16 protein-coding genes are annotated in these 13,781 nt (G+C 73.3%); 6 read left to right on the plus strand and 10 right to left on the minus strand.

All coding sequences use genetic code 11. The annotated features are described in order from the left end of the window. Nucleotides 1-9: 9 nt before the first annotated feature. Genes ABT095_RS27455 through ABT095_RS27465 form a run of 3 tightly spaced genes read left to right on the plus strand, consistent with a single transcriptional unit; the run spans nucleotide 10 to nucleotide 1,817 of the window. Complete coding sequence (locus tag ABT095_RS27455) at nucleotides 10-336, plus strand: DUF2563 family protein (protein WP_350532202.1); 327 nt, start codon at nucleotides 10-12, stop codon at nucleotides 334-336. Beyond that, the gene (locus ABT095_RS27460; RefSeq protein ID WP_350532203.1) at nucleotides 333-1,181 is read left to right on the plus strand and encodes a WXG100 family type VII secretion target; all 849 of its coding nucleotides are present in this window, start codon (nucleotides 333-335) and stop codon (nucleotides 1,179-1,181) included. The genes ABT095_RS27455 and ABT095_RS27460 overlap by 4 nt, the downstream gene beginning before the upstream one ends. Nucleotides 1,182-1,208: 27 nt before the next feature. Then, nucleotides 1,209-1,817, plus strand: a complete 609-nt coding sequence (locus ABT095_RS27465) for a hypothetical protein (RefSeq protein WP_350532204.1) — start codon at nucleotides 1,209-1,211, stop codon at nucleotides 1,815-1,817. 23 nt (nucleotides 1,818-1,840) lie between these two features. Here the strand turns inward: ABT095_RS27465 and ABT095_RS27470 are convergent, their stop codons facing one another. Genes ABT095_RS27470 through ABT095_RS27480 form a run of 3 tightly spaced genes read right to left on the minus strand, consistent with a single transcriptional unit; the run spans nucleotide 1,841 to nucleotide 4,842 of the window. Then, entirely contained in the window at nucleotides 1,841-2,797 is a 957-nt protein-coding gene (locus ABT095_RS27470) for an ABC transporter permease (RefSeq protein WP_350532205.1), read from the minus strand. A 9-nt stretch (nucleotides 2,798-2,806) separates the two neighbouring features. Further along, nucleotides 2,807-4,171, minus strand: a complete 1,365-nt coding sequence (locus ABT095_RS27475; protein ID WP_350532206.1) for an FtsX-like permease family protein — start codon at nucleotides 4,169-4,171, stop codon at nucleotides 2,807-2,809. Then, nucleotides 4,168-4,842 (minus strand): ABC transporter ATP-binding protein, encoded by a 675-nt coding sequence (locus tag ABT095_RS27480; RefSeq protein ID WP_350532207.1) that lies wholly within the window; start codon nucleotides 4,840-4,842, stop codon nucleotides 4,168-4,170. The genes ABT095_RS27475 and ABT095_RS27480 overlap by 4 nt, the downstream gene beginning before the upstream one ends. 139 nt (nucleotides 4,843-4,981) lie before the next feature. Here ABT095_RS27480 and ABT095_RS27485 point away from each other — a divergent pair, with 139 nt between their 5' ends. Genes ABT095_RS27485 through ABT095_RS27495 form a run of 3 tightly spaced genes read left to right on the plus strand, consistent with a single transcriptional unit; the run spans nucleotide 4,982 to nucleotide 6,868 of the window. Then, nucleotides 4,982-5,824 (plus strand): sensor histidine kinase, encoded by an 843-nt coding sequence (locus ABT095_RS27485; RefSeq protein WP_350532208.1) that lies wholly within the window; start codon nucleotides 4,982-4,984, stop codon nucleotides 5,822-5,824. Then, nucleotides 5,821-6,492: a response regulator gene (locus tag ABT095_RS27490; protein ID WP_350532209.1), complete on the plus strand. Its 672-nt coding sequence runs from the start codon at nucleotides 5,821-5,823 to the stop codon at nucleotides 6,490-6,492. Before ABT095_RS27485 ends, ABT095_RS27490 begins: the two co-directional genes overlap by 4 nt. Before the next feature lie 10 nt (nucleotides 6,493-6,502). Continuing rightward, nucleotides 6,503-6,868: a hypothetical protein gene (locus tag ABT095_RS27495; protein ID WP_350532210.1), complete on the plus strand. Its 366-nt coding sequence runs from the start codon at nucleotides 6,503-6,505 to the stop codon at nucleotides 6,866-6,868. Between the two features lie 85 nt (nucleotides 6,869-6,953). On the opposite strand, the gene ABT095_RS27500 is transcribed toward ABT095_RS27495, so the two are convergent. The 7 genes from ABT095_RS27500 to cysC all read right to left on the minus strand — a co-directional run bounded on the left by ABT095_RS27500 (nucleotide 6,954) and on the right by cysC (nucleotide 13,771). Continuing rightward, entirely contained in the window at nucleotides 6,954-7,712 is a 759-nt protein-coding gene (locus ABT095_RS27500) for a sirohydrochlorin chelatase (protein ID WP_350532211.1), read from the minus strand. A gap of 10 nt (nucleotides 7,713-7,722) precedes the next feature. After that, nucleotides 7,723-8,619 (minus strand): ABC transporter permease, encoded by an 897-nt coding sequence (locus ABT095_RS27505; protein ID WP_350532212.1) that lies wholly within the window; start codon nucleotides 8,617-8,619, stop codon nucleotides 7,723-7,725. Next, nucleotides 8,606-9,403, minus strand: a complete 798-nt coding sequence (locus ABT095_RS27510; RefSeq protein ID WP_350532213.1) for an ABC transporter ATP-binding protein — start codon at nucleotides 9,401-9,403, stop codon at nucleotides 8,606-8,608. The genes ABT095_RS27505 and ABT095_RS27510 overlap by 14 nt, the downstream gene beginning before the upstream one ends. Before the next feature lie 138 nt (nucleotides 9,404-9,541). After that, nucleotides 9,542-10,687, minus strand: a complete 1,146-nt coding sequence (locus tag ABT095_RS27515) for an aliphatic sulfonate ABC transporter substrate-binding protein (protein WP_350532214.1) — start codon at nucleotides 10,685-10,687, stop codon at nucleotides 9,542-9,544. Between the two features lie 251 nt (nucleotides 10,688-10,938). Then, complete coding sequence (locus ABT095_RS27520; RefSeq protein ID WP_350532215.1) at nucleotides 10,939-12,285, minus strand: sulfate adenylyltransferase subunit 1; 1,347 nt, start codon at nucleotides 12,283-12,285, stop codon at nucleotides 10,939-10,941. Between the two features lie 2 nt (nucleotides 12,286-12,287). Further along, nucleotides 12,288-13,220 carry a sulfate adenylyltransferase subunit CysD gene (cysD, locus tag ABT095_RS27525; RefSeq protein WP_350532216.1) on the minus strand — a complete coding sequence of 311 codons (933 nt, stop codon included), beginning with the start codon at nucleotides 13,218-13,220 and terminating at the stop codon, nucleotides 12,288-12,290. Beyond that, on the minus strand, nucleotides 13,217-13,771 hold the full coding sequence (cysC, locus tag ABT095_RS27530) for an adenylyl-sulfate kinase (protein WP_350532217.1): 555 nt from the start codon (nucleotides 13,769-13,771) through the stop codon (nucleotides 13,217-13,219). Before cysC ends, cysD begins: the two co-directional genes overlap by 4 nt. Nucleotides 13,772-13,781 lie beyond the last annotated feature (10 nt).

Consider the following 13,781-nt stretch of genomic DNA (forward strand, 5'->3'; position numbering starts at 1 on the left):
GGAGGATGCATGGCGGGGGAGTACCGGGTCGATCCGGAGGCGCTGCGGCGCTACGGCCGGACCTCGGCCGACCGGGCCGAGCGGCTGCGGCAGTCGCGGGCGGAGCTCGGCGGGCACCGGCTGCCCGCCGATGCCTTCGGCAAGCTGCCCGAGGCGCAGGAGATCGGCCAGGAGTACCAGCGGCGCACCGACGCCGCCCTGGACAACCTGACCTCGGCCGCCGACACCATGGAGCAGATCGGCGAGCACACCGGGCAGGTGGCCCGCTCCTACGAGCGGGCCGAGCAGGAGACGGTCGACGCGCTGACCGCCGTGGCTGCCGGGCTTGCCCCGTGAGCGGGCCGCTGACCGGCGCGGTGGACGCGTACACGAAGGTCAACGACTGGCTGAGCCCGCTGAGCGGTGCGGTGGACGAGCTGATGCGCCCGCTGGTCGAGCCGCTCGCCGAGCCGCTGGAGTTCGTCACCGGTGACCCGGAGGGCCTGGCCGAGGCGGCCGAGCTGTGGCGCCGGCACGCCGGGGTGCTGCGCGAGGTGGTGGCTGACCAGCGCCGCGACCGGGCGGGCCTCGGGCACGACTGGCAGGGCCCGGCGGCCGACGCGTTCCAGGCCGAACTCGCTCAGTACGAGGTGGCGTTGGAGGAGGAGGCGGACGACCTGGAGGCCACCGCCGCGCTCCTGGACGAAGCCGCCGCCCAGTGCCGGCTGGCCCAGGACCTGGTCGAGACGGTGATCCGCGAGCTGATCGAGTGGGCGATCATCACGCTCGCCGCCTCGCTGGCGTTCAGCCTGGTGACCGCCGGGGTCTCGATGGCCGCCGGAGCCGCGACGGCCGCCGCCGAGGCGGGTATCGCCTCGGCCCGGATCGCCTCGCTGGTACGGAAGTTGGCCAGTGCGTTGAAGAAGATCGAGAAGGCGCTGACGAAGCTCAAGGAGGTGGCCGACCGCCCCCACCTCAACCCGAAGAAGCCCTGGACCTGGAAGCAGCCGATCGACCCGGCGGCCTACTTCGCGAAGAAGGGCACCAAGATGATCGGCAAGGGCGCACTCGGCGCCGTCGGCCTCACCGGTGACCCGGTCGGCCAGACCGCCCAGGAGGCGCTGCAGGGAGGGCTCGGCCTGGCCGCCCAGCGGGCCGAGGAGGAGGCCCGGCGCCGCCGGATCGAGGCGGCGTTCGGATGATCTCCCGTACCGTGAAGGGGCGTTGACGTGCTGCAGCAGGAGCGGAAGGTCATCGAGCCGTTGCTCGATCCGGGCGAGCGGCTGGCCGAGGCGGCCTCGGTCAGCCTGGCCCCCGGCATCACGCGTCCGCCGGAGGAACTGCTGACCCCGCGCCGGCCCAGCCGGCTGGAGGAGCGGATCGGCTCCTCCTTCGGGGTGCTGCGCAAGGCCTACGCCGTGCTCAACCCGCTGCAGTCGGCCGTCGGGGCGCTGGAGGACCGGGTGCAGGACGTCACCTCCGGCTCCGTGGTGCACGGCAAGGGCATGGACGGCGGCTGGAGCAGCGCCGCCGGGCGGTTCGTGGTGCGGATGTACGACCAGGGGGCTTACGCGCACGGGCTGTTCGCCGTGACGGACCGGCGGGTGCTGATGGTGGTCGACCGCGCCAAGATCTGGCAGCTGGGCACCGAGGACCACACCCTGCACTGGTCCCAGCCGTACGCCGCCCTCGCCGGGCTGCGGCGTCACCCGAAGGGGGTCATCCAGCGGGGGCGGCTCGACCTGGTGTTCGCGGACGGCTCCTGGGCCGGAGTCGTCACCGGCCTGCCGCGCAACGCCGAGCCGCTCGCTGCGGCCTTCGCCCGCCGGGGGCGGTGACCCCGGCGGGCCGGCCGGGGGCCTCACTCGTTGTGCAGCACCTCCGCGATGGTCAGCCGGGCCGCCCGCGAGGCCGGCAGCAGGGCGCCGAGCACCGCGATCGCCAGGCCCGCCGCACCGAGGCCGAGCAGCAGCGGGGCGGAGAACACCCGCAGCATCGAGGCCGGGATGATCGCGTGCGCGGCGGTCGCGGTCAGGTCGGCCAGCAGGTGGTGGCAGAGCACACCGAGCGGGACGCCGACCAGGCTGCCGGCCAGACCGAGGGTGGCCATCGAGGACACCGTCATGACGACCACCTGGCGGGGCGTCATCCCGATCGACTTGAGCATGCCCAAGTCCCGCCGCCGCTCACGGGTGTTGAGCACGACCGTGTTGAAGATGCCCATCCCCGCGACCGTGCCGAGCAGCAGCGAGAGCAGCGTGGCGGTGCCGCTCATCACCACGACCGAGGACTGGGTGACGTCGGTGTCGGTGAAGGCGAGGAAGCCCGGATCGGCGGCCCGGACCCGCTCCACCAGCGACTGGGCGTCCGTGCCGGGGGCGAGCTTGACCTCGTAGGTGTCGGCCCGCTTGGCCGGGTCGAGCTGCTGGAGGGTCTCCCAGTTGGAGTAGATCCGGTCGATGCCGGTGGCCAGCAGCTCGCCCGCGATCACCACCGGCACCTGGCGGTCGCCCTTGGCCAACGTGATGGTGTCACCCACCCGCAGGCCGCGCTTGTAGAGGAAGTCGCCGTTCACCTCGACCTGGCCGGGCCCGTCCAGCCACGTGCCCTTGAGCACCGGCCAGGGTGAGTCCTTGCTGTCCGAGCGCCGGAAGTCGACCATCAGACTCTGGCCCTGCCCGGTGATCTGCACCTCCTCGGCCGCCATGGCGCTCAGGCCGGTCACCCCCGGCAGGCCGCGGATCAGCCGCTCGGTGGCGGCGGGCGACATGCTGACGGCGACGGAACCGGGCGGGCCGTACCCGTCGCGGGCGATCACCGAGAGCTGTTAGGAGCCCCGGCGGGTGGCGGCCCGCGAGTAGTTGTCGAGGGTCAGGGTGAAGCCGACCGAGGCGGTGATGCTCAGCACGCCGAGCAGGACGGCGCCGAGCGTCATCGCGCTGCGGGCCGGGCGGGCGAAGGCCATCCCGATGCCCAGGCTCACCGAGCGCGGCATCCGGGTGCCGCTCAGGCGGCGCTGGATGCGCAGGCCGCGCCCGGCGCGCGGGGCGCTGCCCGCGCTGATCGCCTCGGTGGCGGACAGCCGCCGGGCCCGCAGGGCCGGCAGCAGCGCGGCCAGCACCGCGATCGCGGGCATACCGAGCAGCGCCATGACGTCCACCCAGGCGCTGACGGTGGTGTCGGCCGAGCCGAAGCCGGCGAAGGCCTCGGAGAGGATCGGCCGGGCCAGCAGGTTGCCGAGCACGGTGCCGAGCAGGCTCCCGGCCACCGCCGGTACGGAGATCATCGTCAGGTAGACCGCGACCACCTGCCCCGGGGTGAAGCCCAGCGCCTTCAGCACCCCGATGTGCCGGAAGCCCGAGACCACCGCGCCGCTGACCACGTTGCCCACGATCAGCACCGCCACCAGCAGGCCGAGAATCCCGAACATCACCAGGAACGGCACGAAGGTGGTCGACCCGGCGGCGGCGTTCTTCAGCACCAGGTACGGCTGCGAGCCGGTCAGCGCCCCGGCCGGCAGCGCGGCCGTCAGGTCGGCGGTGTCCGAGCGCAGCTGGGTGTCGGTGGTGTGCGCGGCGAAGCGGTAGAGCATCTGGCGGCCCGCCGGGTGCAACGCGGGCAGCTGCGCCGGCGCCACCCAGGCGTCGGCCGACCAGCTCACCGAGGAGGCGAAGCCGACCACGGTGAGGGCAGGCTCCCGGCTCGGGTGGAGCGTGCTGCCGAGCGCGAACGGCGGCTGTCCGGGTACGGCGCGCAGCACGATCTGGCCCGGCCCGGTGGGCCAGTGGCCGGCCCAGACGTCGACCCGGTCCACGTCACCGCCCGGGTCGGCCCGGCCGACCGTGGCCAGCGTGCGCGGCGGGAAGTTGCCGAAGCCGGGCAGTTCGGTCTCCAGCATGGCCAGCCCGAACGGCCCGGCGGCGGCCTCGACGCCCGGCAGGTGCGCGGTGGCCGCGAGCTGGGTGTCGGTGGCCTTGGCGGCGTCGAAGGCGGCCACGAGGTGGGCGCCGCGCTGCTTCGCGAAGGCCTGGTCGAAGGGCCCGGAGGCAGCGGCCAGCAGGCCGAGCGCCACCACCAGGGTCGCGGTGGAGACCAGCACCACGAAGCCGGTCACCACGGTCTGCAGGCGGCGGCGCCGGACGGCCGCGCGGGCGGCGCGCCAGACGGCGCCCCCGGTGAAGGCGGCGCTCACGGCTGCCGCTCCAGGGTGCGCTCGCGGGCGATCCGGCCGTCGGCGAACTCGACCACGCGGCTCGCGCAGCGCTGCGCCAGGCGCTCGTCGTGGGTGACGATCAGCAGGTCCATCACCTGCTCGCCCGCGCGGCTGTCCAGCGCGCCGGTCGGCTCGTCCGCCAGCAGCAGGGCCGGACGGTTCATCAGGGCCCGGGCCACCGCCACCCGCTGGCGCTCGCCACCGGAGAGCACGGCCGGATAGGCGTTGCGGCGGTCGGCCACGCCGAGCTCGTCGAGCAGCTCGAGGGCCCGCCGGCGGGCCTGGTCGGCCGGGGTGCCGGTCAGCTGGGCGGCCAGCGCCACGTTGTCCAGCGCCGGGAGGTCGTCGATCAGGTTGAAGAACTGGAAGATCATGCCGATCTTCCGCCGTCGGAAGACGGCCAGGCCCTTCTCCTTCATCCGGCCCAAGTCATCACCCTGGACGAGCACTTGGCCCGAGGTCGGGCGGTCCAGGCCCGCCACCATGTTGAGCAGCGTCGACTTGCCGCTGCCCGAGGGCCCCATCACCGCCACGGCCTCACCGGCCCGGATCTCCAGCGAGACCCCGTCGAGCGCCGTCGCCTCGCCGTACTCCTTGCGGACGGCCGTGAGTGCCACGACCACCTGCCCTGCCCCGTCTTCACTCGTCATGCCCCAGACGTTAGAGCCGTCCAGGAGGGGGCGGCATCGGCCCGTGGGTCTAAGGTGGCACGCGGGTCATCCTGGGGATGTACCGGGCTGCGACCGGGGGTGGACGCAGCCGAGAGCCTCGGGGTGGGAGGGTGTGGCCATGGGGGAAGCCGGTTGGGCGGTGGCCGCTGTGGCGGTGGCCGCCGTGGCGGTGGTCGCGGTGTTCGGCCTGGTGCTCGCGCTGGGCCGGGCGCGGCGCAGGCACCGGGCGGCGCTGGAGGAGCGCGGCTGGCTGCTCGAACGCGAGCGGGAGAGCGCGGCGCGCCAGGCCGTCGCGGCCGAACACGCCAGGATCGCCCGGGAGTTGCACGACATCGTCAGCCACAACGTGAGCGTGATGGTGATCCAGGCCGGAGCGGCCCGGCAGGTGCTCGCCACCCAGCCCGAGGAGGCCGCCGCCGCGTTGCTCGCCGTCGAGGGCGCCGGGCGGGACACCATGACCGAGCTGCGCACCCTGCTCGGCGTGCTCGCGCCCTCGCAGAGCGGCGAGGACGAGCCGTACGAGGAGGCCGACGCGCTCGCCCCGCAGCCGAGCCTGACCCGGCTCAGCCCGCTGATCGACCGGATCGCCTTCGCGGGCCTGCCGGTCGAGGTCAAGGTCTCCGGCGAGCCGAGGCCGCTGCCCGCCGGGGTGGACGTGACGGCGTACCGGATCATCCAGGAGGCGCTGACCAATGCGCTCAAGCACGGACAGGACGGGGTGAAGGCCGAGGTGACGGTGCGTTACGCGGAGCGCTACCTGCGGGTGGAGGTGCTCAACGGCGGGCCGAGCGTGCTCTCCGGCACGCCTGCGCCCGCGCGGGAGGCGGACGGTGCTGGGCGCGGGCTGATCGGGCTGCGCGAACGGGTCGGGGTGTACGGCGGGGAGCTGGACGCCCGGCGGCGGCTCGGCGGGGGTTACCGCGTCCGGGCCCGGCTGCCGCTCGATCGGCCCGCCCGGTGAGCGGCGGGCCCCGCGTCCTGATCGCGGACGACCAGGTGCTGGTGCGGACGGGCTTCAAGCTGATCCTCGGCGCGGCCGGCATCGAGGTGGTGGGCGAGGCGGGCGACGGCCGCCAAGCCGTGGCGCTGGCCGCGGAGTTGGCGCCTGAGGTGGTGCTGATGGACATCCGGATGCCGGGCCTGGACGGGCTGGACGCCACCCGGCGGATCCTGGCCGCCGATCCGGCCTGCCGGGTGCTCATCCTCACCACCTTCGACCTCGACCGCTACGTGTACGCGGCGCTCGGCGCCGGGGCGAGCGGCTTCCTGCTCAAGGACGTCACCCCCGAGCACCTGGTCGCCGCCGTCCGCCTGGTCAACACCGGGGACGCCCTGCTCGCCCCCTCCATCACCCGCCGCCTGGTCGAGCGCTACGCCACCGAGCCGGTGCCCGCGGAGCCGGCCACCCGGGTCCACCGCGACCTGGCGCCGCTCACCCCGAGGGAGTTGGAGGTGCTCGGCCTGCTGGCCCGAGGCCTGTCCAACGCCGAACTGGCCGAGCGGCTGGTCCTCAGCGAGGCGACGGTCAAGACCCACGTGGCCCGGATCTTCTCCAAGCTGGACCTGCGGGACCGGGCCCAGGCCGTGGTGCTCGCCTACGAGACGGGCCTGGTCGCGCCGGGCGGTTAGGCTGGGCGGCATGGATCTCGACGCCCAGGAAGCCGCCCTCGACGCCCTGCTGGCGGCGGCCGGGGTGGCCTTCGAGGAGGAGCCCGACCCCCGGGTGGAGCGGCTGGCTGCCGCCCAGCCGCTCTACCCGCAGTACCACCGGATCGGGCACAAGCGGCAGGCGGCCGTTCAGGCGCTGGCCGGAGACCGCGAGCTGGCCTCGCGCTGCTACCCGCTGGCGCTACGGGCCCTGTTGGCGGACGAGGACGTCAACTCCCCCCGACACCTGGTCGAAGCCCTGGCCCGGACGGTCGGCACCCGCCGCCTGGCCGCCGACCTGGCCGCCGTGCCGGAAGCCGAACGGGCTGCGGCGGCACGGGCGTTGCACTGGCTGTGAGACGGACGGCGGGCAGGAGACCTGCGGGCCGCCGAGGTTTTCCCAGGCGGTCTTCGCCCTCGCCGGGCCGCCGAGGGGCCGGTACTCAGGCGGCGCGCAGGTGGCGGGTGGTGCGGGTGGCGTCGTAGCGCTGGAGGACCAGGCCGGCCACCTCGGGAGCGGCGCCGAGGACGGCGGCCGTGAGGTCGGCGCCGGCGGCCTCGGCGGCGGTGGTGATGCGGTCGGGGAGCAGCCCGGGGGCCAGCAGGTACGGGGCGACGGCGACCTGGCGGGCGCCGGTGCGGCGCAGGGTGGCGACGGCGTCGGGCAGGGTCGGGCCGGTGCCGGAGGCGTGGGCCACCTCGACGGCGGCCCAGCCCCGGGTGCGCTGCCAGTCGGCGGCGACGGCGAGGGTGGCGGCGTTGGCCGCCCGGTCGGAGGAGCCCGCCGCCGCGAGGACCACACCGGTACGGGCCCGGACCGTCGGGTCGGTGATGTCGAGACCGGCCTCGGCCAGGCGGCGGTCGAGCGTGTCGAGCAGCAGCGGAGAGGGACCGAGCACGTCCGCGAGCGGGAGATCCGCCCCGGCGTCGCGCAGGGCGGCCGGGATGTCGCTGCGGGCGTGGAAGGCCCGCCCCAGCAGCAGGGGCACGGCCACCGCCGGTGCCCCGGCGAGCCGGCCCACCACCTGCGAGACCCGGGGGGCGCAGTGGTCGAGGTACGCCGTGACCGTCTCCACGCCCGGCCGCCGCTCCCGCAGGAGCACGGCCAGGGCCTCGACGGTCGCGGCGTGCCGGGGGTCCCGGCTCCCGTGTGCGATCAGCACCAGCGCGGGGGCCTGGGGTCTGCGCAGGACGGTGGTCATGGCCGGTGCCTCAGCGGTTGTGGGCCAGGAGGCCGCGGTTGCGCAGGACGCGGCGCTCGACGGGGGAGAAGACCAGGAGGTCGATGGCGATGCCGACGAAGAGGATCAGCACGATGCCGAGCATGACGCCGGGCATGTCGATCGACTCGCGCTGGTTCTCCAGGTAGCGGCCGAGGCCGATGCCGAGGTCCGGCGAGGAGGCGATCAGTTCGGCGGCCATCAGGGAGCGCCACGAGAAGGCCCAGCCCTGCTTGAGGCCGGCCAGGTAGCCGGGGAGGGCGGCGGGCAGCAGGACGTGGCGGGCCCCGGCGAGGCCGGTGGCGCCCATGGTGCGGCCGGCCCGCAGGAAGATCGGCGGCACCTGGTCGATACCGGAGATCAGGCCGTTGGCGATCGAGGGCACGGCGCCGAGCAGGATCACCGCGTACATGGCCTGGTCGTTGACGCCGAGCCAGATCACGGCGGCCGGCACCCAGGCGACCGAGGGCAGCGACTGCAGGCCGGAGAGGATCGGGCCGACGGCCGCGCGGACGGGCTTGACCTGGGCGACCAGCAGGCCGATCGGGGTGCCGATGATCACCGAGGCGATGAAGCCGGAGCCGCCGCGCCAGAGGCTGGTCCAGATGATCGAGAAGAGCGTGCCCTGGTACCAGAGGTCCTTGAGCGAGTCGAGGACCATCCCGGGGCTCGGCAGCTTGTAGCTGTCGGCCAGCTTGAGCGAGAAGGCGACCTGCCAGAGCACCAGGACCAGCACGACGGCCAGCGCCGGCGGCAGCACCTTCTGGCGCAGCGTCTGGGTGAAGGGCGTGCGCTGGACGACCACGGTGTCCAGGGCGTCGAGCCCGGCCTCGAGGTCGTCGGTGGCCCGGCTCTTGGTCAGCAGGGGAGCGGTGTCAGTGCTGGACATGGCGACGGATCTCCCCACGCAGTTCTTCGGTGATCTCGATGGACAGGTCCGCGACGCCGGAGGACTCGATCCGGCGCGGCTGCGGCAGGTCGATCCGCCACTCCTTGCGGACCCGGCCGGGCCGGGAGGAGAGCAGCACGACCCGCTGGGCGAGCCGGACGGCCTCGCGGACGTTGTGCGTGACGAACAGGATGGTCAGCCGGCGCTCCTGCCAGATCCGGGTGATCTCGTCGTGCAGCACGTCCCGGGTGATGGCGTCGAGCGCGGCGAACGGCTCGTCCATCAGCAGCACGTTGGAGCCCTGGGCGAGCGAGCGGGCCAGCGCCACGCGCTGGCGCATGCCGCCGGAGAGCTCGTGCACCCGCTTGCCGCAGGCGCCGCCGAGGCGGACCAGCTCGAGCAGGCGCTTGGCCTCGGCGGCCCGCTCGGCGCGCGGCACACCGGCCAGGCGCAGCGCGAGCTCGACGTTCTTGCCCGCGGTGAGCCAGGGGAAGAGCGCGTGCTCCTGGAACATCAGGGCGGGGCGGGCGCCCGGCACCTCGATGGTGCCCTGGGTGGGCTTGTCGAGACCGGCGACCATGTTGAGCAGGGTGGACTTGCCGCAGCCGGAGGCCCCGAGCAGGGTGACGAACTCGCCGGGGGCGACGTCCAGGCAGATGTCGTCGATGACGTGGTTGACCGCGCCCGGGCGGCCGAAGGACTTGTGCACGTGCGAGATGCGGACGGCGGACGGGTGGTCGGTCGTCTGGACGGCGTCGTCCGCGAGGGTCAGCGTCTGGGACATCTGGGCACCTCCTGCGTGAGGGGGTCGGCTGGGAGCCGAGGTCCGGCCCCCGCCGCGCCCGGTGACTGGGCATCGACGGGGCGGTGGCGGGGGCCAGGACCGCGGAGTATCTGGTGACCTGCGGTGGTACTGAGCTGGTTACTTGGTGCCGAGGCCGGCGTCCGCCACGGCGGGCTGGCCCTGGGCCCCCAGCACCTTGTCGAGCAGGGACAGGTCGTAGATCCCAGCCAGGTCCGGCTTCTTGAGCAGGCCGGCGGTGACGGCGTGGTCGGCCTCGGCCTGCAGGGTGCCCGCGAGCGGGTCGTCGATGAAGTCGATGTCCTGCCAGGCCGGGTCGAGGACGGCGGCGTCCAGCGAGGCGGTGCCGGCATCCTTGAGCGCGGCGTTGGCGTCGGCCTTGGCCTTCTCGGGGTTGGCCTTGATGAAGGCGTTGGTCTTCACCGAGCCGCGCAGCACGGCCTCGACCACGTCCGGGTGCTCCTTGAGGAACTTCTGCGAGACGATCAGGTTGGTGATCACGAACTTCTTGTCCGGCCACAGCTCCTTCTCGTTCACGAGCACCTTGGCGCCGAGCGAGACCAGCTTGGAGGCGGTCGGCTCGGGCACCCAGGCGCCGTCGATGGAGCCGGACTTGTACGCGTCGGGGGTGACCTTGTTGTCGGTGCGCAGCACCGAGACGTCGCCCTTGCCGGACTGCGGGTCGACCTTGAAGCCCTTGCCGGCCAGGTAGTTGAGCAGCGCCACGTCCTGGGTGTTGCCCAGCTGCGGGGTGGCGATCTTCTTGCCCTTGAGGTCCGCCTCGCTGGTCACCTTCGCGGGGTTGACCACCAGCTTGACGCCGCCGGAGGCGGAGCCCGCGATGATCCGCAGGTCCTTGCCCTGGGACTTCACGTAGCCGTTGATGGCGGGCGAGGGGCCGATCCAACCGATGTCGATGGAGCCCGAGTTGAGCGCCTCGATCTCGGTCGGGCCGGCGTTGAAGACCTGCGGCTTGATCTGGGTGGCGCCCAGCTCCTTCTGGAGCAGGCCTTCCTTGAGGCCGACCAGGGCGGTGCCGTGGGTCAGGTTGGCGAAGTAGCCGATCTTCACGCTGTCGGCGGAGAGCTTGGCGCCGCCGGCAGCGGTGGCGGCGACGGGCTCGGCCTTGTCGGCGGACTTGGAGCCGTATCCGCAGGCGCTCAGCAGGCTGACCGCGGTGAGGCCCGCGACCAGCGCGGCGGCGGAGCGTCGCAGCCGGGCCGAGCGCAATCGGACGGCGGAGTGCAGAGCAGGCTTGGGTGCCATTACGAGGCGTCCTCATTCATGGTGGGCCCGCAACGAGCGGGCCGAGCAGGGAAGTTCAGATGTGGTGCGGTGACACGTGTGGCGTGCCTTCCGGGCCCGGGGCGCCCGCCGCCTGGCAGGCGGCCCCGGTGACAGGGGTCAGCGCCCCTGTCCGCCCGCACATCGCATCAGTCCGCCCTGGCCGCTGCCGAGGGCGCCGCTGCCGATGCGGCCGCCTTCCTTGTCCATGTCCGAGAACGCCTCGCGCGCCATCAGACCCAGTCCTCCTCGTCGGCCTCGGCCGCCACGGCGGGAGCGGTGGAGAACGACTCGCCCGCCATCCCGGCGGTGAGGGTGGTGCCGTCGGCCGGGTCGATCAAGAGGAACGAGCCGGTGCGGCGGTTGGTGCGGTAGTCGTCGAGCGCCAGCGGCTCGGAGGTGCGCAGCACCACGCGGCCGATGTCGTTGACGTTCAACCCCTCGGCGGCGGGCCGCTGTTCGAGGGTGTCGATGTCGATCCGGTAGGAGATCTCCTTGACCAGGGCGCGCACCGTGCGGGTGGTGTGCTTGAGCAGCAGCTTGTCGCCGACCTTGAGCGGGCGCTCGTGCAGGTGGCTGACGGTGGCGACGACGTCCTTGGTGGGCTCGGCGAAGGCGCCGGCCGCGATCAGGTCGCCGCGCGAGACGTCGATGTCCTCGGCCAGGCGGACGGTGACGGACTGCGGTGCCCAGGCGATGTCGGTCTCGGTGCCGAGCACGTCGATCCCGGCCACGGTGGTGGTGTGCCCGCTGGGGAGCACCGTCACGGTGTCGCCGGTGCGCAGCACGCCGGAGGCCAGCTGTCCGGCGTAGCCGCGGTAGTCGTGGTGCTCCTCGCTCTGCGGGCGGATCACGTACTGGACCGGGAAGCGCGCGGGCTCCTCGCTCGGGTCGCTGCCGACCGGGACGGTCTCCAGGTACTCGAGCAGGGTCGGGCCGCCGTACCAGTCCATGTGCGCGGAGGGCTCGACCACGTTGTCGCCGGCCAGCGCCGAGATCGGCACCGCGACGATGTCCGTGACGCCGAGCGAGGCCGCGTAGGAGGTGAACTCCTCGGCGATGGCCGCGAAGACGGACTCCTCGTAGCCGACCAGGTCCATCTTGTTGACCGCGAGCACCACGTGCGGCACCCGCAGAAGGGCGGTGACGGCGGCGTGGCGGCGGGTCTGCTCGACCACGCCGTTGCGGGCGTCGACCAGGACCACGGCCAGCTCGGCGGTCGAGGCGCCGGTCACCATGTTCCGGGTGTACTGCACGTGCCCGGGGGTGTCGGCGAGGATGAACCGCCGCCGGGGGGTGGCGAAGTAGCGGTAGGCGACGTCGATGGTGATGCCCTGCTCGCGCTCGGCCCGCAGGCCGTCGGTGAGCAGTGCGAGGTCCGGCGCCTCCTGGCCCCGGTTCTGGCTGGCACGCTCGACGGCCTCCAACTGGTCGGCCAGCACGGACTTGGAGTCGTGCAGCAGGCGGCCGACCAGGGTGGACTTGCCGTCGTCGACGGAGCCCGCGGTCGCGAAGCGCAGCAGCGCGGTGGCGGCGGCCTCGCCGAACACGGCGTCGGTGGAGTGGAGTTCGGTCGTCATGGTTAGAAGTACCCCTCGCGCTTGCGGTCCTCCATGGCGGCCTCGGACATCTTGTCGTCGGCGCGGGTGGCGCCGCGCTCGGTGAGGCGGCTGGCGGCGATCTCGGCGATCACGTCGGTGATGGCGACGGCGTCGGAGTCGACGGCCCCGGTGCAGGACATGTCGCCGACCGTGCGGTAGCGCACCAGCCGGGTCTCGACCGGCTCGCTCTCCTTCGGGCCGCCCCACTCACCGGCGGTGAGCCACATGCCGTTGCGGGAGAACACCTCGCGCTCGTGGGCGAAGTAGATCTCGGGGAGCTCGATCTTCTCCCGCTCGATGTACTGCCAGACGTCCAGCTCGGTCCAGTTGGAGAGCGGGAAGACCCGGACGTGCTCGCCGACGGCGTGGCGGCCGTTGTAGAGCGACCACAGCTCGGGGCGCTGGCGGCGCGGGTCCCAGGCGCCGAACTCGTCGCGCAGGGAGAAGACGCGCTCCTTGGCGCGGGCCTTCTCCTCGTCGCGGCGGCCGCCGCCGAAGACGGCGTCGAAGCGGCCCGTCTCGATGCCGTCGAGCAGCGGGACGGTCTGCAGCGGGTTGCGCAGCCCGTCGGGGCGCTCGCGCAGCCGGCCGTCGTCGATGTAGTCCTGCACCAGCGCGACGTGCAGGCGCAAGGAGTGCTGGGCCACGGCGCGGTCGCGGTAGGCCAGTACCTCGGGGAAGTTGTGGCCGGTGTCCACGTGCAGCAGCGAGAAGGGGATCGGCGCCGGGTGGAAGGCCTTGAGCGCCAGGTGCAGCATGACGATCGAGTCCTTGCCGCCGGAGAACAGGATCACCGGCCGCTCGAACTCGCCCGCCACCTCGCGGAAGATGTGCACCGACTCGGCCTCGAGCGCGTCCAGGTGGGACAGCGCGTACTCGTTGGCCGCGGCCGGGGTGTGGGTCACGGTCGTCATGCCAGGCCCCTCGTGGTCAGGAAGGTGTGCAGCTCGGCGGCGGATTCGGCCACCGACTGCTGCTGGGTCTCGATGCGCAGGTCCGGGGTCTCGGGCGCCTCGTACGGGTCGTCCACCCCGGTGAGGTGGGCGATCTCGCCGGCCGCCTGCTTGGCGTACAGGCCCTTGACGTCCCGGACGGAGCAGACGTCCACCGGGGTGGCCACGTGGATCTCCAGGAACTCGGTGCCGCTCTTGTCGTGCTGCGCGCGGACGGCGGCTCGGGAGGCGGCGTACGGGGCGATCACCGGGGCGAGGACCTTCACACCGTGCGAGGCGAGCTTCTCGGCCACGAAGCCGATCCGGGTCACGTTGGTGTGCCGGTCCTCCTGGCTGAATCCGAGGCCCTTGGAGAGGAACTCCCGGATCTCGTCGCCGTCGAGCACCTCGACCTTGTGGCCCTCGGCGCGCAGCCGCTCGGCCAGGGCGAAGGCCAGGGTGGTCTTCCCGGCGCTCGGCAGCCCGGTCAGCCACACGGTGGCGCCGCGCTCGGTCACTGTGGCTGTGGTCACGGTGAAGTCT

The sequence above is a fragment of the Kitasatospora sp. NPDC002227 genome (assembly GCF_040296285.1).
In the GTDB taxonomy this organism is placed as follows: domain Bacteria; phylum Actinomycetota; class Actinomycetes; order Streptomycetales; family Streptomycetaceae; genus Kitasatospora.

Excerpts from the sequence above, each read along its gene's own strand:
- ABT095_RS27455 (WP_350532202.1), top strand. The coding sequence starts at position 10 with ATGGCGGGGGAGTACCGGGTCGATCCGGAGGCGCTGCGGCGCTACGGC.
- ABT095_RS27480 (WP_350532207.1), bottom strand. The coding sequence starts at position 4,842 with ATGACGAGTGAAGACGGGGCAGGGCAGGTGGTCGTGGCACTCACGGCC.
- ABT095_RS27485 (WP_350532208.1), top strand. The coding sequence starts at position 4,982 with ATGGGGGAAGCCGGTTGGGCGGTGGCCGCTGTGGCGGTGGCCGCCGTG.
- ABT095_RS27495 (WP_350532210.1), top strand. The coding sequence starts at position 6,503 with ATGGATCTCGACGCCCAGGAAGCCGCCCTCGACGCCCTGCTGGCGGCG.
- ABT095_RS27500 (WP_350532211.1), bottom strand. The coding sequence starts at position 7,712 with ATGACCACCGTCCTGCGCAGACCCCAGGCCCCCGCGCTGGTGCTGATC.
- ABT095_RS27505 (WP_350532212.1), bottom strand. The coding sequence starts at position 8,619 with ATGTCCAGCACTGACACCGCTCCCCTGCTGACCAAGAGCCGGGCCACC.
- ABT095_RS27510 (WP_350532213.1), bottom strand. The coding sequence starts at position 9,403 with ATGTCCCAGACGCTGACCCTCGCGGACGACGCCGTCCAGACGACCGAC.
- ABT095_RS27515 (WP_350532214.1), bottom strand. The coding sequence starts at position 10,687 with ATGGCACCCAAGCCTGCTCTGCACTCCGCCGTCCGATTGCGCTCGGCC.
- ABT095_RS27520 (WP_350532215.1), bottom strand. The coding sequence starts at position 12,285 with ATGACGACCGAACTCCACTCCACCGACGCCGTGTTCGGCGAGGCCGCC.
- cysD (WP_350532216.1), bottom strand. The coding sequence starts at position 13,220 with ATGACGACCGTGACCCACACCCCGGCCGCGGCCAACGAGTACGCGCTG.